We start from the raw sequence: 19,125 nt of genomic DNA on the forward strand, positions 1-19,125 counted from the left end.
CGCGCGTTTCCAGCCGACGCCGAAAAGTGGGGGGAAACTACTGGTACATCGTCGTGTGTGGCATGCATTGACGGTAAAATCGCTGACGGTAAAATGCGCTCGAATTTGGGCATTTCCGCCGCGAAAGGCGCCGTCGCCATGCTCACTGACGTTGCTCTCAAGCGCCTGAAACCAAAGGCAAAAACATACAAAGTGACCGACCGTGACGGTATGTACGCGGCGGTCTCGCCGAAGGGGCACATTGTCTTCCGCTATGACTACCGTCTGAACGGCCGGCGCGAGACCGTGACCTTCGGCCACTACGGCGACGACGGCCTCTCGCTGGCCGAAGCGCGGCGGCGCTGCATCGCCGCACGCACGAAGGTGGAGGAGGGACAGTCGCCTGCCCAGGAGAAGCAGCGCGAGAAGCGGCGGCTCTCCGCGATGGACACCTTCGCCGAAGCCGGCAAGCGCTGGTTCAAGGATGCCAGGATGGCGGACAGCACGCGCTCGATGCGCAAGGCCATCTACGACCGCGATGTCCTGCCGACTTGGAGGAACCGACGATTGAGCGAGATCACGCCCGACGATCTGCGTGCGCTCTGCCGCAGGGTGAAGGAGCGCGGGGCGCCCGCAACGGCCGTCCACATCCGGGACATCGTGAAGCAGATCTACGGCTACGCCATCCTCCATGGTGACAAGCTCGCGAACCCGGCTGACAGCGTCGGACCTGCCTCGATCGCCACCTTCACACCGAAGGACCGTGCTCTTTCGCCCGGCGAGATCCGCATCATGCTCAACGGGCTCGAGCATGTGGCGACGTTGCCGACCATCCGGCTCGGGATCAAGCTGATCCTGCTCACCATGGTCCGCAAGAGCGAGCTGCTCGAGGCGACCTGGGATGAGGTTGACTTCGAGAATGCTGTCTGGAGGATCCCGAAACACCGGATGAAGCGAAAGAAGCCGCACAACGTCTACCTATCGCGACAGTCGCTCGATATCATGATCGCGCTCAACACCTGTGCGGCCAATTCGCGCTACGTGCTGCCGTCGCGATATGATGCCGACGAGCCCATGTCGCGCGCGACCTTCAACCGCGTCACCATGGCCGTTGTCGCGCGCGCTAAGGAGCAGGGGCTGCCGCTGGAGCCTTTCACCGTCCATGACCTGCGACGCACCGGCTCGACGCTGCTGAACGAGCTCGGGTTCAATCGCGACTGGATCGAGAAGTGCCTCGCACACGAGGACAACCGCTCCTCACGCGGGATCTACAACAAGGCCGAATACGAGCCGCAGCGCCGCCACATGCTGCAGGAGTGGGCCGACATGATCGACGCCTGGGCTCGCGGCAAGAAGCATACGCCGACGCTGCAATCCACAACTACTCAGGCGATCACGCTGGACCCTACCTGACTGGCCTCATCCTGCGCCGGCGGACATCTGGTTTGGGCGCCGTTTTGATCTTCCCGCCCTGCGAGGCGCGCCGCCGCTCTTCGATCCAGGCTTCGACCTCGGCCAGGTCCCAGACCACGCAGCGCGGCGTCAGATTGAAACGGCGGGGAAACTCGCCGCGCTGCTCCAGCTCGTAAATCGTCGTGTCTGCAAGCGGCACCATCTCTCGCAACTGCGCTCGGCGGATGGTACGCAGGACCGGGCGTAATGCCAGGTGCGGCAATGCGGGGAGCACGTGCTGCAAGCCATCGCTGGCAGTGCGCTTGTCTAAATCGCCAGAATTATCGCCCATATCTTGACCCGAATGAGCTCTTCGCACTCAAAGCCAGGACAAAGGATCGCCTGGATCATCGACTCCCCTTAGAGCCGTTATGTGCGACGACACATCACTTACGCGTTCTCCGTATCAGAGACCGGCGATCATCAGCGGGATCGGTCTCTCATCCGAGCTCTAGCCTCTCGCATCGTCGCCAGACTTGTTTCGGCCCATTAAACGTCTTATAGTTGTATAAGGGGGCGCGAAGTCTTGGGCGAAAAGACGAACAAGCTTCATATTCATCTCATCAAGGCGCAGCATAAGGAGTTCGGCCAAATCGTCGAGCCTGACGCTACCGCTGTGCAGATCGAGAACGTTGGGACGCTCTACTACGAGGACTCCTACCCCCATAGCCGAAGGCTCTCCCAGACCCGCCTGGGCGAGAGCACAATAGTCGCCGCGCAGGAGTTCGGCCCCAGCTTCGCCCGCGACATCGGCAACGGATCCTGGCACGCCATAGGTCAGACGGATCACCAGCCGTCCGACTCGCTGGCCGAGATCAAGGGTTGGATAGAGAAGCTCTGCCACGCGAGCCGCGACCGGTAGCAGGTCGCTGGATCGGGCTGCCGCGCTGCGCACCGGCCCGGCGGCGCCGCCAAAGCCACCACCAAATTGGGTCAGTGTCGCCTCGATCTCGCTCATGGGCTTGCCGGAGACAAAAAGCAGGCAGGCGACGGCCTTCTTGGCCCGCAGCGTGGGCATGTGGTCGTCGGACACGGCTCTTCTCAGGCCGTTGAGGACCTGCCAGGGCACGCCCTGGCCACGCAACTCATTCGGCCAGAGCTGCGGTTCCTTCTGCTTGCTCTTTTTGTTGATGGGAAAGACGAGCGCATCGAGTTCAGCGGTTACTTGTGCAGCAGTAATCAGAGCAGGATCGGTAATCTCGTCGGGCGTCAGGCCGGACAAGGCGTCGACCAGCTGGATGATGGATCGAACTTCGGTGGCGCTTTCGCCCGCAAGCCGCCCAAGAGGCGTCAACTCGTACCTCTCGTTCGCGCCGCGTTGCACGAGGCTGTGGCGTTCGAGATCGCCCAGAGCAGCGAGCAAATCGTGCCGGCTCCACTGCCAGCCTTCCCGGTCTCGAGCGGCCTGGAAGGCTCCAAAGCTTGCCTCCAGGAAGGAGATGATCTCTTCGCTGGTGGTTCCCTGCTGGGCTGACCGGCCCGCCGCCACCAGAACGCGGACGATCAGAGATCGCGGATCCGTGCCACTGTCGAGAAATCGCGACTTCAAGTCTTCGGGCGACCCGGTGACATACCGCTTCCAGAAATCATGCTCGGTCCGAGGGTCGAGAGCCAGCAGGTACGATGTCCCCTTTTCGGCATAGCCGAGCCGGCCGGCGCGGCCGACCAGGTTCTTGTACTCGGCAACCGAGTAAGGCTCCTCGCCTGGATGCTCAAGCCCGGCGATGATGACGGTCGAGGCTGGCGTGTTGACGCCCATCGCCAGGGTTGTGGTCGCCGCGATCACGCGAAGACCGGAATTCGGCCGACGGAATTCCTCTTCGATGATTCGGCGTTCGATCGGCTGAAGATCAGCGTTATGAAAAGCAACGCCGCGTTTCAGGTCAGCAAGCAGGTCGCCATTGGCCTGGGAGGCATCCGTTGTCGGCATTCGCACGACAGCGTCTGCTGCGGGCGGCAATCCGAGCGCGGCGGCGAGGTAGTTGGCGACGGCTCGGGCTTCGCTCTTGGTCTCCCGGAAGACGATGACCTGCTGGCCTTCAGCGACCAGTTTTCTGACCAGCGGAATGATCCAGTCCTGGCTCGAATTCTTGCTGTACTGCCGCCGCACGACGCCGGTTTCGACGCGCTCTTCGCCGCTGGCCGGATCGAGATACCGGAATGAACCATCGGCCCGCAGGACGCCTTCGGCCAGCGGCACCGGCCGTTCATTGCGACGCAGGAGCCGGCCGCCGAGCCAGCTTTCCAGACCGCCGGTGTCTCCAATCACGGCCGATAGCGCCACCACTTGCGGTTCAATGCCTTCTCGGCGGCGCATGCGAATGAGCGTCAGGACAAACTCAAGGTTGGCGCCGCGTGAGGCATCGGCGATCATCTGCGCTTCGTCAACGACGATGATGCCGGCTTGTGCCAGCAGGTGCGGGTATGTCAGCGCCAGGGCCGCAAATTTCTCATACGTGAGCAAGGCGATATCGTAGCGCCCGCGCAGCAGCGGCGTGATGTCGTCCGTTTCGCCGGTGGCCTCGATGATCCGGACGCCGAACGGGCCATAGACGGCCTCGAAGTGCCGGCGCTTGTCTGCCACGAGCGCCTTGAGCGGAAGCAAAAACACTGCGCGTTTGCGGCACAGTACATGGCGAAGCGCCGCCAGTTCGCCGATCATGGTCTTGCCGGAGGACGTCGGCGCCGATACGACCAGATGCTCGTCGTCGAGCAGACCGTAGTCGTTGATCGCCTCGACCTGGAGCATGTTGAGAGACGGGATCGCCTGGCTCCAGGCCGAAATCAGGTCGCCCGGGAAACCGAACGCCGTCAGGCTGGAGAGATCAGCCGTGACCTTGGCGGAGGCACGATCCGGGAAGGCCTCGAAAAAGCGTTTTCCCGGTGTAAACACGGGCCAGATCAACTCGCCGTCAATCTGGCCCCGCATGGTCGGGTTCTGTGGTTGTCCAATTTGATGGGCCGCGGCCTTCACCCGCGCCGTGACATAGTCGAGGAGGCGATAAAGCGAGAGACGGCCGGCGTCCAGCAGCTCCGCCGGGCCGCGCAATGCCTCCATCAGGAAATAGGTGAGGAGGCCATGGCCGTAACGGCCATGTTCCCACGCCGGTTCGGTGGCGCTGGACGCCGTGAAAATGATCCGGCCATTGCCGGCGAGCTGGGCCAGCTGCGCTTCGGTCGATCGCAGATCGCGCGGCTTTGCTACGACGTGCAGAACTTTCGCGCCAAGGCCGCCGGAGAAGCAGCAATCGAGAAAGAAGATCAGCCGCTTGGCGGGGATGCGCGAGAACCACTCCTGAACCGCGTCGAGCGGGATCGTGGTGGCCGCGATGTTGTTGATGTCCGTGTCATGAACCACGAGTTCGTGCGTTTCGGAGCCATGGCCGGAGAAACCGATCACGACCGTGTCGTTGGCATCACAATGCTCGAGAGCGGCGAATTCGGCGGCGATGCGTTCGCGGGTGGCGTCGTGGTCGGTAAGCAGCACGGTCGGGCCGGCAAGCGTATCGGCGAAGAGCGCTTCAAGGGCAACGGCATCCCGCCGCGCGCACGACAACTCATTGATGTCCGGCGACTGGTATCGATCGATGCCGATGAAGAGCCCCCGGAACGCCATGCGTGCTCAGCCACCCAGTTTCTTCAACAGGTCCGAGGCTGACCCGAGCCTCTGACGCCGGAGCCGGATCCATTGCATCGCGTGCATCGCGAGCGAGGCGTTGTGCTTGGCGATCTGGGCCTCCTGACGCTGCAGGTATTCCGGGATTTCAGCGATCGTCTGCGCGATATACGCTGCCGCCGCATCGGCCTGCTGGGCGGGCACCGTCATTCCGATGATGAGCGTGTGGCCCCGGATTTCCCCGCGGGGCGGGTTCATGTTGTAGGGATTGGTCCGCAGGCGCCACAATCCGGGATCCCCTTTGAAGGGGATCGATTTCTTGGCCAGCAGGCCAGGAACGCGCACAGAGCTGTGATCGTGGCTATATCGGTCGCGCACTTCGACTTGGGTCTCTTGAACGCTCGGCGTCGCCGATTCGAAGTCGACGATGAGCGGCTGAACCGCATGCTCTTGCGCGATGTGTGCAGCGATTTCCTCGTCGGATCTTTCGGAGAAGAACTTGTCGGGCAGGGCGTCTACTTTGCTGCGGAGCAGCTCGACCTCATGGCGCAGGGCGTCGTCCAGTCCGACCTGATCACGGCGATAAAAGAGGAGGTCCCCCAGAGCAGCCATAAAATTCACCTATCCCGATGAGTCTCACCTGAATCTAAGCCTATCCAATATATATGGACCGGCGGCTACTGGCCCGCAAGATGCGCGATGTTCTTTTTTTGTCCCATCCTGGTGATATCGAACTTCATGCTTTTCGGGAAAAGTTATCATTTTTCAGTTCGAGATATCGATCTTCAGCTCTTTCTGTGATATCGATTTTCAGGGCAACATGGCTTGTGAAATCCGAAATCAGCTCTGTTAAGCGAGATTCAGAGAATGACGGCCCTTATCCTTCCCGATCCCATCGGCCTTATCTGCGGCGAGGCCCTCCCCGCCGCAGCCCGTCCAGCGGGCTATGCGGCACTCGTCGCAGCATATCGCCTGAGCGTGCCCGCTCCCGACGAGCTCGTTGCAATCGGCGAGCGCCACACGTATCGGCAGGAAGGCCGCTGGCGCATCCTCACGCCTCGTTATCAGCCGGCAGAAACCGTCGCGGCGCACCTCGAATTCGCGCTACGCCATCAGGGGGTCGACCTCGCAGTGCTCAACGCGCTCTTCCAGACCCTCGCACCGGAGGTGATCGAAGAATGGGTCCGAAGTGAACCGACCGGACAATATGCAAGACGAACCTGGTTTCTGTATGAATGGCTGACAGGACGGCGCCTCGATCTCGCTGATGCACCCCGAGCACCCTACGCTGCCATTCTTGATCCACAGCAGCACTATGCGATCACCGGTGAGATGGTCACCCGCCATCGCGTTCGCAACAACCTGCCGGGTACATCCGACTTCTGTCCGCTCGTCCGTCGTACCGAAACGCTTGATGGCCTCCTTAGAGACGATCTCGCTAACGAAGCCCGCGCGGTCGTCCAGCGTACTGCGCCGGACCTCATGGCTCGCGCTGCCGCCTTTCTATTACTGCAGGATTCGAAGGCGTCTTATGTCATCGAAGGCGAGCGGCCGCCCCAAGACCGGATCCAGCGTTGGGGCCAAGCGATCAGCGAGGCAGGTCAGGCTCCATTGACGGATGAGCAGCTGCTCCGTCTCCAGCGGATCGTGATCGGGGACGCGCGATTCACGCACATGGGATGGCGCCTCGCAGGCGGATTTGTTGGAAGCCGCGATCGCGATACCAACGCGCCGCTGCCGGATCACATCAGCGCAAGGCCCGATGACCTCAAGAGCCTGATTGGCGGTCTGATCGCCTACGACACCCGCAGCGAGATAGCAGACGGTGCGCTCAATCCAGTCATTGCCGCCGCTGCGGTTGCCTTCGGCTTCGTCTTCATCCATCCGTTTGAGGACGGAAATGGCCGAATTCACCGCTGGCTTGTTCATCACGTCCTTGGTCGAAGAGGATTCAATCCACGCGGTATTGTCTTTCCGGTGTCGGCGGTCTTCCTGGAACGGCTCGAAGACTACAAGGCGGTCCTGGAGCACTATTCACGACCGCGTCTGGCGCTCACCCAGTGGGAAACGACACCCCAACTGAACGTTCACGTCTTGAACGAAACACGGGATTTCTTCCGATTCTTTGATGCGACACGCCAAGCGGAGTTCCTGGCGCAGTGCGTTGTACACACCATCCGGAACACGCTGCCGCAAGAGATCGATTATCTGCGGCGCTATGATGTGGCGAAACGTCGTGTAGAGGCGTTCGTCGAGCTTCCGGATACGACATTTGATCTGATGATGGGCTTCCTGCGCCAGAATGCCGGTCATTTTTCGAGGCGTGCGCGCGAGCGCGAGTTCAAGCAACTCACTGATGACGAAGCGCACGCTATCGAGGCGATCTATCAGGATCTGCTGATGGACAAGATCGAGCCAGTAGAACACGGAAAAGCCTAGACTTGGACGCGTGTGGCCTGCAACGGCCCCAGTACGCAAAGCTCAGCACCTGCTGCGGGACGATCGGAGTTGGTTCAAGCTCGAACCCAACTGCCTACTCGCCGGGCTGCAAGAGGATAGCTGGAACATCGCGATAGTGAGCGGCCCGTTCAACCCGCCGACATACTTTCGCCAGCACCGGTACCTTGCTCCGGGCACGCCTGAAGGCCTCAAGAGTTCGCTTGTCCACGAAAGTCACGTCGGCATATGCCGACAGGCAGGCAATGTGGAGATCATTGAGTCCGCTGCCCTTGCGTTCTGGCAAATCGGGCGCGTGACGCTGCAGACTGCGACGTATCGTCCAGGACGGGATCTGCTCCATTCGCACCTGCCGCTTAAGGTCCGACCAGGGAACGCCCACTGTCTCCGAGACAATCTTCAGCTGGGCTCGAAACAAACCCAGATCCAGCATTTCACCGACGGTGGAATCCATACGGAAATCTTCCGGCCCAACTTCGAGAATGGCCAAGCCCTTCAGCACGAGCTCTGATGCGGTGGCTGGGGAGTCGCCAGCCAGAGCTTCTATTTCGCGTACGAAGGTAGCGGCCATTCCGCCTGGATCATTGATCCGGCGATCGCCGCGCTGCGCGATATCGACTGTGAAGCTGCCACGGAGTAGGTCGAGAGTGCGGCGAAGGTCTTTTCCTCGTCGCAATCCTCCATTTAGGAGGTCCGCCAAACGGACATCCTCAATATCCACCAGGTTTGTGTGTGCAAACGCCATGACCTGCCGGGCCTTGGTTGCCCGGCCCGCGAAGACAGGTCGCAGGAGGAGCCATTCCTCTGGATCGGGGCCGAGAAGATCTGCACCGGTTCCGACCTGGATCAAGCCAGATGCGGCCGTCTGGCGGACCTCTGAGATATCAGCATTGGGCAGGGCATAGGCGGCACGGGCTTCGGATGCCAATAGGTCCGTTACCGTACCAGGACCTGTGCGTAGCGGACCATGTCCGATCCATGCCAGTAGTTTCATGCCTCCTATGAAGCGCAACCGAGACAACACCAGCGATGCATGGTGATGGTTTGCGATCTCCTCGATGTGATGGAATGTGAGCAGCGGCACATAGCCATTCCGTTCGAGCCAGATGCTGAAATCGGCGGCTGCGCTCCGGTCTTCTGCTCGCACCGACGACCAATCCCGTGCCCATTGCGTCAGATGGGAGCTGTCCAATGCCAAATAGCGGGGTTTGCGCAACATTCTATGCAGTTTTCCCTAGATGATTCTGCCGTTGAATCCCAGCAGCCACCGCCGCCTCCGCGTGGGCGATCGGGCTCTCGTGACACGCCAGATGTCACGCCTTGACGAGGCTGATGACGACCTCGGACCAGTCGAGATCGTGCCTTCCGGCCCAAGTCGGATCCGCTCGAATCTCTTCTAACGTCCGCGGTGTTGGAACCGGTTCGCCATGCGCACGTATCGACGCAATGTGGCCGACCGGAACTTCGGCTGCCATTCGCCGTGCTTCCTCAATGGTTTCTTCCTGCGTCTGGCAGCCCGGCAGATCGGGAAAGAGGACTGACCAGCCGCGTAACGCCTCCGGGAACAAGACCGCAACATACCAATTGGATGCAGTGGGCTCCTCGGGCGCATCGTGCTCTTCCGCAGGCCGTAGGCGCTTCGCAGAGGTCGAGCGCTTGCGGGGCGCTTTGGTCCTCTTGCTCGCCACCACATCTTCGACGTTGATCCTGTCGAACTGTTCCCTTGCGGCATGACGCGCAAGGATCTTGACCAACTCAACAAGAGCAGCTTGTCCAGGGCCCGCTGCCCACTGATTCACGAGGCGACCCAGCCTCGCCGACCATGTCAGCAGCACCCAGCCGGAGCCACCCGCCAGCGCCTTTCCCATGGCGGCGAATTCGCGCTTCCAGGCCGCGACGCTGCCGAAGTCACGCTCCAGATGCTGGGCCAGCGCGCCTGCCGGATCGCCGCCATCCCCGCCAAGGCCATCGAAATACACCTCGTGCAGGATGACGGAGTTCGCAGCGATCAGTTGCTCGTGCTTCAGGCCATTGATGTCGAAGACCGGCGCCTGGTCCCAGTCGAGCGCGGCGAGCTTCGCGTCGATCGCATTCAGGCGCCTCAGGGCACCGCCATAATTATTCTCGTAATGGCTGGCCAGCAGCCGCTCCGACAGGCCGCGGAGCCGAGGAGACTTGAACAACAATGGCTTAACCGTGATCGGCATGGCTCCCTCCTTTTGCTTCAGGCGGCTACGATACATCTACATTATTGATGATACAAGTGTTGCATATCCAGTGCGACTATGATACGAACCCTCATGAGCGACGCCGAAGAGAGAGCCGACCGATGGCTGCTCCTGATTCACCAACTGTCTGCGAAGCCCGCCTATTTCCGCGTGAAGGTCTGGCGGCGCCTGCAGGGGATCGGGGCGATCGGGGTGAAGAACTCGGTCTATGTCCTCCCCTCCAACGAGCAGACGCAGGAGGACTTCGAGTGGATCCGGCGGGAGATCGCTGATGGAGGCGGCGAGGCGATGGTCTGCGAGGCCCGCATGATCGAGGGCCTCGACGATCAGGAAATTCGGCAGATGTTCCGAGCCGAGCGCGACGCGGACTACGACGCCGTCGCGAACGAAGCGAGGGAACTCACCGCAGCCTTTGCGAAAGCATCTCCGAACGGGCCTCAGGCTGAGGCAAAGGGGCAAGTCGCGCGGCTCCGCACCCGATTGACGCAGATCGCGGCGATCGACTTCTTCGGCGCCAACAGTCGGGAGACGGCAGAGGGGATCGTCTCCGCCCTTGAAGCGAAGATCAGGGAGGAAGGTCCCATGCCCAGCATCGGAGAAGAGCGCGGGCTGCGGGGGAAGGTGGCGGGCAGTGTGTGGGTAACCCGCCGTGGCGTGCAGATCGATCGCATCGCGTCAGCCTGGCTGATCCGCCGATTCATCGATCCGACGGGTGAATTCAAGTTCGTCGACGGCAAGGGTTACAAGCCCGAACCTGGCGAGCTGCGCTTCGACATGTTCGAGGCCGAATACACCCATGAGGGCGACCGCTGCACGTTCGAAGTGCTGCTGCAGCGCGCGGGACTGCGCGATTCCGCGCTGATGGAGATCGCCGAGATCGTGCATGACATCGACCTCAAGGACGGCAAGTTCGGCCGGGAAGAAGCCGCGGGCTTCAAGATGCTGATTGACAGCGTCTGCGTAGCGACCGCCGACGACAATGAACGGATCGCACGGGCCAAGACGGTTCTTGATGATCTCTATCAATATTTCCAGAAGCAGCGCGGGAGCTCACGATGAACGAACGGTCCTCGGCCGCCATCGCGGGTGATTCAGGTGCCGTCGGCGCCCAGCGCGACCATGGCATTCCGTTCGCGGAAGGCGTGCGCGTCTGGGCGCGTGTGGCGGCGCTGTCGTTCGGCGGCCCTGCCGGACAGATCGCCGTGATGCATCGGATCCTGGTCGAGGAGAAGCGCTGGATCGGCGAGAACCGGTTCTTGCATGCGCTGAACTACTGCATGCTGCTGCCGGGCCCCGAAGCACAGCAGCTCGCTGTCTATGTCGGCTGGCTGCTTCACAAGACCAAGGGCGGCCTGGTGGCAGGCACGTTGTTCGTGCTGCCCGGCGCGGTCGCCATCATGGCCCTCAGCGTGATCTACGCGGTCTTTGGCCATGTCGGTCTGGTGCAGGGCCTCTTCTTCGGGCTGAAGGCCGCCGTTCTGGCGATCGTGCTGGAAGCCGTCGTGCGCATCGGCAGGCGCGCGCTCAAGAACAAGGTGATGGTGGCAATCGCCGCAGCGGCCTTCGTCGCGATCTTCTTCCTGCACGCGCCGTTTCCACTGATCGTCTTAGGCGCCGCTCTCATCGGCTTCGTGGGTGGGCGCGCCGGACTTCAGACCTTCCTGGTCGCCGGTGGCCATGGAGCCAGCCATGGCAAGGCCATTCCCGATGAGGAGACCGCGCTCGGGACCGGCGTGCCCGCGCACGCGCGACCGACGCTCGGGTGGTCGTTGAAGATTTCAACGATCTTCCTGGTACTGTGGTTGGGGCCCGTCCTGGCGCTTTTCCTGCTGCTGGGTGGTGAGAGTGTGTTCACGGACATCGCGGTCTTCTTCAGCAAGATGGCGGTCGTCACCTTCGGCGGCGCGTATGCGGTCCTCGCCTACGTCGCCCAGCAGGCGGTCGATACCTATCATTGGCTCAATCCAGGCGAAATGCTCGATGGCCTCGGCATGGCCGAAACAACGCCGGGCCCGCTGATCATGGTGACCCAGTTTGTCGGCTTCATGGGAGCGTTCCGGGCACCCGGCTCTCTCGACCCGCTTCTCGCCGGCGTCTTGGGCGGTTTGCTGACGACGTGGGTCACGTTTGTGCCATGCTTTCTCTGGATCTTCCTTGGCGCTCCCTTCATCGAAGGGCTGCGCGGCAACAAGGCTCTCTCGGCCGCCCTCGCCACGATCACGGCGGCGGTGGTCGGCGTGATCTTGAATCTTGCGATCTGGTTTGCCCTCCACGTCCTTTTCGCCGAGGTGCGGGAGGTCTCAGTGATCGGCATCCCGCTCGACGTGCCGGTGCTTGGCAGCGTCAATGTGCCTTCGCTGATCCTGACCTTCGCGGCCCTGCTGGCCGTGTTCCGATTCAAGATCGGCATGATCCCGGTCCTCGCAGCTTGCTCGGCAGCGGGCCTCATTTTTTACGTCACGGTTGGCCTCTCGTGACTAAAGAAGTGCTGACAGCGCCAACCGAAGCCAAAGGAGATGGAAGATGCAATGGGTCACCAGACAACGCCCCAAGATCGACCGCATCGCGTGCCCGTGGCTGATCACCCGGTTCATCGACAGCGATCCGAAGTTTCTGTTCGTCCCAGTTGAGGACGTGAGAAGCGTCGCCAGCGCGACCGGCGCTATTCCATTCGATGTTCCCGGTGTCGATCTTTGGCACGGCGGTCGCGGATGCAGCTTCGACATGCTTCTTGCGAAGTACAAGCTTGATCAACCGGCGCTAAAGCGGATCGCTGCCATCGTGCGCGCGGCCGACAACGACAATGCCGCCGTGACGCCAGAAGCGGCGGGGCTGCGCGCGATCTCGTTCGGTCTGGCCCGCAGCATCCGTGACGACCAAAGCCGGGTCGCTCACGGTTTCATGCTATACGACGCCTTATATCGATGGGCGCAAAGAGCGGAGCCTGTCGGCCGCCCAGAGCGCGGCGTCGCACTGTGGCTCTCCCGGCGACGTGAGCGCATTGCGCTGGCGGAGCTCGATCCCTGGCTATTGCGCGATCTCGGACTCACGCCGGACGAAGTGGACGAAGAGTGCAGGAAGCCATTCTGGCGAGGCTAATGGCTGATGGGGCGCCTGCCATACGCGGCAGGCCCGTAAATGCTCATCTCTAGGCGATGATCCGGCTGTCCAGTTTGTTTATGCGGCCGTGCAACGAAGCGGCATCGGGCGGCCACACGTTCGGCGGAGCGATCACCAGAGAATGATGATCACAGGAGGCATCTATGCGGGCGGCAATCATTGCGGTGACGATCGGAATTGCGCTTTCAGCGGCATCAACGCCAGCCTCGGCTGAGATCGAGTGGGCGCAAGTGGATTCCGTCCTGGAGCGAAAGGGCGCGGAGCAGCCAGGCGGCATTCATCGCTACAGCTTCCCGCGAAGCGATCTCAAGGTCACGCTCGACGGAGTGCCGATCAAGCCCGCGCTCGCGTTGGGCGGATGGGTGGCGTTCGAGCCTATGGGCGACCAGGCGATGATGATGGGCGACCTTGTCCTCACGGAAGAAGAGATCAACCCCGTGATGCAGCGCCTCGTCGCCGACGGCATCGAGATCACAGCTATCCACAACCACCTGCTGCGCGCGACGCCTGCGACCTACTACATGCACGTTCTGGGTCATGGCGATCCGACTCAGCTCGCTACGGCATTGCGCGAGGGATTGGTTGCAAGCAAGACGCCGCCAGCACCGACGACGACAGCGAGCCAAGCCTCATCCATAGACTTAGATACCGCCATGATCGACAACGCCCTCGGCGTCAAGGGCAAGGTGAACGGCGGCGTCTACCAGGTCAGCGTCCCTCGGGCTGAGGCAATCAAGGACAGTGGAATGGATGTCCCGCCTGCCATGGGATCGGCGATCGCCATCAACTTCCAGCCCACGGGCGGCGGCAAGGCCGCGACGACCGGCGATTTCGTGCTCACGTCGAAGGAGGTCAACCCGGTGCTCCGCACGCTGCGCGAAAACGGCATCGAAGTGACTGCGCTCCACAGCCACATGCTGGACGAGCAGCCGCGGCTGTTCTTCATGCACTTCTGGGCGGTCAATGACGCCGCGAAGCTGGCCGAGGGCCTGAATGCGGCCCTGAGCAAAGTCAACGCAAAGACAAACTAGCGGGACGCAACCGCTCGCTTGGTCCGGAACCTCTATCCGCGCTGGCCATTCTGGATTTAGCGACTTTGACTCAGTGTCGACCTGGTCCGAGGATGGTGCATGCGTTGGGCGCTATTGGCGTGGAGCGCGTTTCTGGCTGGCTGCGGCAGCCCGGTTGATTTCCTGACCGGCGGACGAGTCGAGGGGGACTCTGAGGCGGTTACTGTCCAAGCGGACAGCGCGCCGCAAGCGGCGCCGATGGCCCTGAGCCATTGCTCGCACTATGGACGCGGGACGCAGTTCGATCGCGAAGTGGCGGCGCGGGTATTTCGTTACCGCTGTATCGAGAACGATTGAGCCGCAAGATCACCAGATCGTCCCGAGCGCAGAGATCCCGAGCGCCAGAATGATCGTCGCGCTCCCGATCTCCAGAAATCGCAGCGCCAGCATGTAGCGATCCGTCGCTGGTGTCAGGCTGACCGCGATGAGTCGTTGCAGGGCGATCCCGATTGAACCGACTGCACCAATGGTCGCAAGTATTCCGAGCCCCATCACGGCAACCAGCAGCAGTCCAACACCAAGGCTGGCATAGCTGAATGCCGCGCTCAGGATGAGCATCGTCAGTGGGCACGGAAGAACACCGACCGCCAACGCCACCTTCGAGTGATCGTGGGCAGACCATCGCACATCCAAGTCCCGGCTTCGGAGTGAGCGCCAGAGGTACCATGCGCCCATTGCGGTCACCGCCACGGCGCTGAAGCTTTTCAGCATGAAAGCCGCTCCCGTAGGCCGTCCAAACGCGTAGGAAGCGGCTCCGATCGAGATGACCAGGATAGTCGCGGTTCCCACGTGCAGACCCGCCACCTGAGCAGCGGCGGACACGCCCGTCCATGGTCGCGCCTTCCGGCCTAGAAAATACGCGAAGAGAATTGCCTTGCCGTGGCCGGGAGTCAGCGCATGCACCGTTCCAAGAGCGAAGGCTGTGGCGCACGCCAGAAGGAGCGAGCCGCCGCCGCTTGCCAGCGATTTCAGTTCCGCTGCGACGGAGCTGTGAATGTGCCGATGCAGCTCCAGAACCTGCTGACCGATAGAAGTGATGATATCGAAGCCCACTCGCGTCAATGCAGATGGCGATGATGCAGGTCCGGATAGTGGACATGCCGATGGATGAGCCTTCCATGCTGGTGCACGTGGCTATGCGGTTCCGGACCGACCGGGAACGGATGGTCATGCTGGTGGTGTTCATCATGGACGTGCGCGTGGTCGTGCTCCATCGACTCATGCTCATGGATATGCAGGTGTCGCTCAGTCAGGTGCAGCCATAACCCAACGGCCATCAGCGCGCCGCCGATCAGGAACGGGAACGTGACCTGCTCGCCCAGCATGACGATGGCGGCAGCGGCTCCGATAAAGGGCGCGAGGGAGTAGTACGCTCCCGTTCTCGCGGTTCCCAGGTGCCGAAGCGCGAACACGAACAGCACGAGCGAAACGCCATAGCCGAGAAAGCCGACCACGGCCGCGCCGGCAAGAAAGCCCACCGGGGGCATCTGCGCACCTACAGCAATAGCGATCCCCACGTTTGCTGTTCCCGCAACGAGGCCCTTGAGCATCGCGACCTGAACCGGATCCGCCGCGGAGACCTTGCGCGTGAGATTGTTATCGATTGCCCAGGCTAGGCATGCCCCGGCGATCAGAATCGGCCCCCAACCCAGCTCTGCTTCCAGCTCGCCCGGCCAGGACAAGACGACCGCTCCTACAACGATTGCGACCGCGCCGATAAAAAGGCGCCGGTCGACATTCTCTTTGAACACGACCCACGCGATTGCCAGGGTCAGGACGCTCTCCAGATTAAGCAGCAGAGCGGTGTCAGAGGCCGGGGTATTGGTCAACCCAAACATCAGCAGTACCGGACCGCAGACGCCACCTGAAAGGATGGCAGCGCCGAGCCACGGAATGTCGTGCCGATTCAAGCCCGCTTCCCCGCCGCGCCAGGCCAGGCGGAACATGCCAAGCCCGAGGCCGGACGCAAGATAGAACAGCCCAGCAAGCAGCCAGGGCGACACGTTGCCGAGCAGGGACTTGGCGAACGGCGTGCTCAGGCCGAACAAGGCTGCAGAGCCAAGCGCGTATATCACCGCAAAGGCAGGCCTTCCAAAGGACGTCATTTGCTTCCGCCGCAATTACGATTTGACGTGTCCGAATACTACAGACCGTTGCCTGTGGCGCAAACTGGCCAGCAAACCAACCAGTCAGTGCGGGAGTCAGCCATTGAACGCGTAACAGGCGAGAGTATCTCATCTGCCTCGATGACGAGATTTCGCGAGCAGGTGCGCCGGTAAAACGGCAATGCTTCAAAGTCGGGAGGTGCGCTCTGATTGGTCAGAAGACAAAATTGCAAAGCACGGCACTGCTGAGACGACGTGGTTTCGTAAGCTCCCACATCTATCGCCACTTATCGCGGGAAGCGTTTGCGTGTGACGGTCGGGCTGACGGTATTGTAGGTAGCCACGCCAAAACGATCTCAGGAAATCAATCGCTTAGCTGTGCAGTTAATCATCGAGTGGGGAGAGGGTACATAAGCGCCATTTAACCGCATGTGGGCGCACGGATTCTCCCAATCCGCTGATTGTGCGCCCCCGATAGTAAATAGCACGGCGGTGCGCATGTGAGTGAAAGTGAGAGGAATTGACGTTGCCCTACCGCGCGGCATTCCACAGCATGCGTACATCCTCGACCGCCTCGATGTGCGTCAGCTTCTCGAACAACGGACCGGTATTTGCGCTCCTGGTCAGCACGCTGAACTTGGCGCGCAGCCGCTCGGCCGAGAACGGCATGCTTGGACAGCCTGGAAAGTCCTCAATCGATTCGTCGAGCGTGCGGCCGTCATTGAGAGAAACTGTCATGTCGACGCCCCAGCCCTTGGTGGTGCCGTCGCGCCGCGGCTCGATTTCGATCAAGGCCGCCAGCCGGCGGATGCCGGCATCGGTCAGCACGTCCTCCGCCACGGTGTCCGGATCGAGCAAATCGCGATAGGCGCCCATGGCCGTGCAATAAGGCACGCTGTACTGCGCCTGCATGAGGTCGGCAGGGGCGTTGGCAGTGTGGTGCGACAGCACCTTCTCGCTGGCGCCCATGCGCAAGCCCGCGATGTCATCGCCGCCGAAGTCATGACGCTGCATCAACGTACGCAGCAGATGCACTGGCGCGTGAGCGGTGATGTGGCAGGCGAACTGCTTGAGGCACAGAGTTTCGATCTTCCACACCTTGCCGAGGTCCGCTGTCAGCAGCGCGGGATCGCTCTCGTCGCACACCGCCTGCAGGAATCCAAGCTTGCCATCAAGCACGGTGTTCGGTCCGTCGAACCCACCGCTGGCGAGCTGCGCCGCCAGCACGCCACCTTCAGCGGCGCGGCCCATATGCAGGCGCTTGACCATGCCGCCGCCGCTGGCGCGGCTGAAGGCGAGCAGGCCGCTACCCAGCGAGCCGGCGATCCCGAGCGCGTTGGCGAACTGCTCCGCCGAAAAGCCCAGCAGCGTCCCGCATGCAATCGCCGAGCCGAAAGGTCCATTGAGGCCAGGCGCATGGAAGCCGCGTCTCTCCGGGGTGTGCAGGGTGGAGGTGCCGATGCGGAACATCACCTCGCATCCCGCGATGATCGCTTTCAGAAGATCGCGTCCTGAGGAGCCGAGGGCATAGGCCATGGCGAGCGCGGGCAACGCCACGGTCGCGCCGGGATGCACGCCGGCGCTCGGCTTGCACAGACTGTCGAGCTCGAAGGCATGGGCGCGGGTGCCCCATACCAGCGCCGCCTCGCGCACGGCGCCGGGGCTCCCGGCGCGCACGACCGGCAGGAAGCCGGCCTTGGCATCGAGGCCGGTTTGCTCCAGCGCGATGCGCGACCACGGAAAGCGCGCGCCATAGATCGCGCAGCCGATGGCATCGATCAGGCAATGGGTGGCGCGCTCGATGACGGCGGCTGGCAAGGCTTCGTAACGCAACGCCGCGGCGAATTGTGCGAGCGTCGTCGCTGCTGCAGGACCATTCCGCATCTCATCGTGGCTCATGTTCGTTTCCCTAGGATCTCTTCGACCGATTGAGCAGCCGTTCCAGCGTGGGCAGATAGCCGATGGCCGTCAGGCCGCGCCAATAGTACGTCGCAAAGCCGTTCACCAGCACCGCGCGTACGACATGGAACGCGGTGATGAGCGCGACGGGGAGATGCAGGATCTGCGCCGTCGCGGCCATCTCCGCAGTTCCGCCGGGCGAGGCGGCCAGGATGGCGATCGCGAAATCCATCTCGAAGATATGAGAGAGGCCGAGCGCATAGAGCGCCATCACCAACACCATCAGGAGGATGATGCCGATCGCGACCGCGGCGACGCGCGGCAGCTTGCGCAACGCACTGCGCTTGAAGCGCGTGCCGATATTGTAGCCGATCAGGATCTGTCCCAACGCAAAGAGCGGTTGCGGCATGCGGCCCTCGGCGATCTCGAGCGCGGTCAGGACTCCGACCGCGATCAGCGCGCCGACCATCCAGGGATTGTTGAAGCGGACAATCCAGGCCAACAGTGCGCCGCCAAGCCCGACGCCCAGAACGAGCGCGACGAACTCCAGCGCGAGATCCGGAATCGCCTCCGGCGCCTGATAGAGCCCGTGCGCCACCATCAGCGGCGGAATCAGCAGCACGACGATCGCAACGCGCAGCGCCTGGATCAGAGCCACCGGTTCCATCTGCGCGCCGATGCCCGCGCCGATATTGCCCATCTCCGCCAGTCCGCCTGGCAGCACGCAGAAGAAGGCGGTCTTGCCGTCGAGATGTGCGACGCGCGCCAGTAGCGTGCTGAAGGTCGCGGACACCAGGATCGAGAGGAGGGCAGTCGCGATCATCAGTGGGAGCCAAACGGCAAGGCCGGCTACAACGGCACTGGTCATGCTGAGGCCCACGGTAGAACCGATGATCAGCTGGCCTGCACGGCGCATGATGATCGGCGCCGGCAGCCGCACGCCGAAGATGCCGAACGCCGCCGCCGCAACCAGCGGTCCCAGCACCCAGGCGAGCGGCAGATGGATACGCGATGCGCCGTATCCTGCGGCCGCGGCCACCGCATAGCCGAACGCCAGCCAACAGAGTTCGCCGAGCCTGCTGCGCTTGCGGTCCGTGCGATCCATCGACATCACCGGGCGCCGCAAGGTCCGCGCTGAAGTGTTGGGATTGAACCTATAGTCCTAAGAAACATGGCTTTATCACCTATGGAGGAGGGAA

Annotated in this window: 16 protein-coding genes; 7 read left to right on the forward strand and 9 right to left on the reverse strand. The window is 62.2% G+C overall.

The genetic code is table 11. From position 1 onward, the window contains the following. The first annotated feature begins 93 nt into the window (after nt 1–93). The gene (locus DTX69_RS22875) at nt 94–1,392 is read left to right on the forward strand and encodes a tyrosine-type recombinase/integrase (protein WP_456073060.1); all 1,299 of its coding nucleotides are present in this window, start codon (nt 94–96) and stop codon (nt 1,390–1,392) included. Here DTX69_RS22875 and DTX69_RS22880 read toward each other — a convergent pair. The 3 genes from DTX69_RS22880 to DTX69_RS22890 form a co-directional block, all read right to left on the reverse strand. Then, entirely contained in the window at nt 1,385–1,723 is a 339-nt protein-coding gene (locus DTX69_RS22880) for a helix-turn-helix transcriptional regulator (protein ID WP_162917480.1), read from the reverse strand. The two genes, DTX69_RS22875 and DTX69_RS22880, sit on opposite strands and share 8 nt — an antisense overlap. 159 nt (nt 1,724–1,882) lie before the next feature. Next, nucleotides 1,883–5,047, reverse strand: a complete 3,165-nt coding sequence (locus DTX69_RS22885; RefSeq protein WP_119303905.1) for a DEAD/DEAH box helicase — start codon at nt 5,045–5,047, stop codon at nt 1,883–1,885. A 6-nt stretch (nt 5,048–5,053) separates the two neighbouring features. Next, nucleotides 5,054–5,659: a hypothetical protein gene (locus DTX69_RS22890; protein WP_119303906.1), complete on the reverse strand. Its 606-nt coding sequence runs from the start codon at nt 5,657–5,659 to the stop codon at nt 5,054–5,056. 255 nt (nt 5,660–5,914) lie between these two features. On the opposite strand from DTX69_RS22890, the gene DTX69_RS22895 reads away from it, so the two are divergent. After that, nucleotides 5,915–7,486 carry a Fic family protein gene (locus DTX69_RS22895; protein ID WP_119303907.1) on the forward strand — a complete coding sequence of 524 codons (1,572 nt, stop codon included), beginning with the start codon at nt 5,915–5,917 and terminating at the stop codon, nt 7,484–7,486. Between the two features lie 94 nt (nt 7,487–7,580). Here the strand turns inward: DTX69_RS22895 and DTX69_RS22900 are convergent, their stop codons facing one another. Further along, nucleotides 7,581–8,723 (reverse strand): hypothetical protein, encoded by a 1,143-nt coding sequence (locus DTX69_RS22900; protein WP_119303908.1) that lies wholly within the window; start codon nt 8,721–8,723, stop codon nt 7,581–7,583. A gap of 94 nt (nt 8,724–8,817) precedes the next feature. After that, complete coding sequence (locus tag DTX69_RS22905) at nt 8,818–9,711, reverse strand: type II toxin-antitoxin system HicB family antitoxin (protein ID WP_162917481.1); 894 nt, start codon at nt 9,709–9,711, stop codon at nt 8,818–8,820. 93 nt (nt 9,712–9,804) lie between these two features. Between DTX69_RS22905 and DTX69_RS22910 the strand changes: the two genes are divergently transcribed. From DTX69_RS22910 to DTX69_RS22930, 5 genes are all read left to right on the forward strand, one after another. Next, entirely contained in the window at nt 9,805–10,791 is a 987-nt protein-coding gene (locus DTX69_RS22910) for a chromate resistance protein ChrB domain-containing protein (RefSeq protein ID WP_284736003.1), read from the forward strand. Continuing rightward, nucleotides 10,788–12,209 (forward strand): chromate efflux transporter, encoded by a 1,422-nt coding sequence (gene chrA / locus DTX69_RS22915; RefSeq protein ID WP_119303910.1) that lies wholly within the window; start codon nt 10,788–10,790, stop codon nt 12,207–12,209. Before DTX69_RS22910 ends, chrA begins: the two co-directional genes overlap by 4 nt. 46 nt (nt 12,210–12,255) lie before the next feature. Beyond that, nucleotides 12,256–12,831: a chromate resistance protein ChrB domain-containing protein gene (locus DTX69_RS22920; RefSeq protein ID WP_162917482.1), complete on the forward strand. Its 576-nt coding sequence runs from the start codon at nt 12,256–12,258 to the stop codon at nt 12,829–12,831. Between the two features lie 164 nt (nt 12,832–12,995). Continuing rightward, nucleotides 12,996–13,883 carry a DUF1259 domain-containing protein gene (locus DTX69_RS22925; protein ID WP_119303911.1) on the forward strand — a complete coding sequence of 296 codons (888 nt, stop codon included), beginning with the start codon at nt 12,996–12,998 and terminating at the stop codon, nt 13,881–13,883. A 99-nt stretch (nt 13,884–13,982) separates the two neighbouring features. After that, complete coding sequence (locus DTX69_RS22930) at nt 13,983–14,219, forward strand: hypothetical protein (RefSeq protein WP_119303912.1); 237 nt, start codon at nt 13,983–13,985, stop codon at nt 14,217–14,219. A gap of 9 nt (nt 14,220–14,228) precedes the next feature. Here DTX69_RS22930 and DTX69_RS22935 read toward each other — a convergent pair whose 3' ends face one another. The 4 genes from DTX69_RS22935 to DTX69_RS22950 all read right to left on the reverse strand — a co-directional run bounded on the left by DTX69_RS22935 (nt 14,229) and on the right by DTX69_RS22950 (nt 19,031). Then, nucleotides 14,229–14,975 carry a hypothetical protein gene (locus DTX69_RS22935; RefSeq protein ID WP_162917483.1) on the reverse strand — a complete coding sequence of 249 codons (747 nt, stop codon included), beginning with the start codon at nt 14,973–14,975 and terminating at the stop codon, nt 14,229–14,231. A 5-nt stretch (nt 14,976–14,980) separates the two neighbouring features. Continuing rightward, nucleotides 14,981–16,027: an EamA family transporter gene (locus DTX69_RS22940; protein ID WP_119303914.1), complete on the reverse strand. Its 1,047-nt coding sequence runs from the start codon at nt 16,025–16,027 to the stop codon at nt 14,981–14,983. 531 nt (nt 16,028–16,558) lie between these two features. Beyond that, nucleotides 16,559–17,926, reverse strand: coding sequence for an MmgE/PrpD family protein (locus DTX69_RS22945; RefSeq protein WP_119303915.1), 1,368 nt, complete (start codon nt 17,924–17,926; stop codon nt 16,559–16,561). A gap of 10 nt (nt 17,927–17,936) precedes the next feature. Then, the gene (locus tag DTX69_RS22950) at nt 17,937–19,031 is read right to left on the reverse strand and encodes an AbrB family transcriptional regulator (protein ID WP_162917484.1); all 1,095 of its coding nucleotides are present in this window, start codon (nt 19,029–19,031) and stop codon (nt 17,937–17,939) included. Nucleotides 19,032–19,125 lie beyond the last annotated feature (94 nt).

This window comes from Dongia deserti (assembly GCF_003574735.1).
In the GTDB taxonomy this organism is placed as follows: domain Bacteria; phylum Pseudomonadota; class Alphaproteobacteria; order Dongiales; family Dongiaceae; genus Dongia_A; species Dongia_A deserti.

What these genes read in the sequence shown, in the direction of transcription:
- DTX69_RS22890 (WP_119303906.1), bottom strand. Translation starts at nt 5,659, where the DNA reads ATGGCTGCTCTGGGGGACCTCCTCTTTTATCGCCGTGATCAGGTCGGA.
- chrA (WP_119303910.1), top strand. Translation starts at nt 10,788, where the DNA reads ATGAACGAACGGTCCTCGGCCGCCATCGCGGGTGATTCAGGTGCCGTC.
- DTX69_RS22930 (WP_119303912.1), top strand. Translation starts at nt 13,983, where the DNA reads ATGCGTTGGGCGCTATTGGCGTGGAGCGCGTTTCTGGCTGGCTGCGGC.
- DTX69_RS22940 (WP_119303914.1), bottom strand. Translation starts at nt 16,027, where the DNA reads ATGACGTCCTTTGGAAGGCCTGCCTTTGCGGTGATATACGCGCTTGGC.
- DTX69_RS22945 (WP_119303915.1), bottom strand. Translation starts at nt 17,926, where the DNA reads ATGAGCCACGATGAGATGCGGAATGGTCCTGCAGCAGCGACGACGCTC.
- DTX69_RS22875 (WP_456073060.1), top strand. Translation starts at nt 94, where the DNA reads ATGCGCTCGAATTTGGGCATTTCCGCCGCGAAAGGCGCCGTCGCCATG.
- DTX69_RS22920 (WP_162917482.1), top strand. Translation starts at nt 12,256, where the DNA reads ATGCAATGGGTCACCAGACAACGCCCCAAGATCGACCGCATCGCGTGC.
- DTX69_RS22925 (WP_119303911.1), top strand. Translation starts at nt 12,996, where the DNA reads ATGCGGGCGGCAATCATTGCGGTGACGATCGGAATTGCGCTTTCAGCG.
- DTX69_RS22910 (WP_284736003.1), top strand. Translation starts at nt 9,805, where the DNA reads ATGAGCGACGCCGAAGAGAGAGCCGACCGATGGCTGCTCCTGATTCAC.
- DTX69_RS22880 (WP_162917480.1), bottom strand. Translation starts at nt 1,723, where the DNA reads ATGGGCGATAATTCTGGCGATTTAGACAAGCGCACTGCCAGCGATGGC.
- DTX69_RS22900 (WP_119303908.1), bottom strand. Translation starts at nt 8,723, where the DNA reads ATGTTGCGCAAACCCCGCTATTTGGCATTGGACAGCTCCCATCTGACG.
- DTX69_RS22895 (WP_119303907.1), top strand. Translation starts at nt 5,915, where the DNA reads ATGACGGCCCTTATCCTTCCCGATCCCATCGGCCTTATCTGCGGCGAG.
- DTX69_RS22885 (WP_119303905.1), bottom strand. Translation starts at nt 5,047, where the DNA reads ATGGCGTTCCGGGGGCTCTTCATCGGCATCGATCGATACCAGTCGCCG.
- DTX69_RS22950 (WP_162917484.1), bottom strand. Translation starts at nt 19,031, where the DNA reads ATGGATCGCACGGACCGCAAGCGCAGCAGGCTCGGCGAACTCTGTTGG.
- DTX69_RS22905 (WP_162917481.1), bottom strand. Translation starts at nt 9,711, where the DNA reads ATGCCGATCACGGTTAAGCCATTGTTGTTCAAGTCTCCTCGGCTCCGC.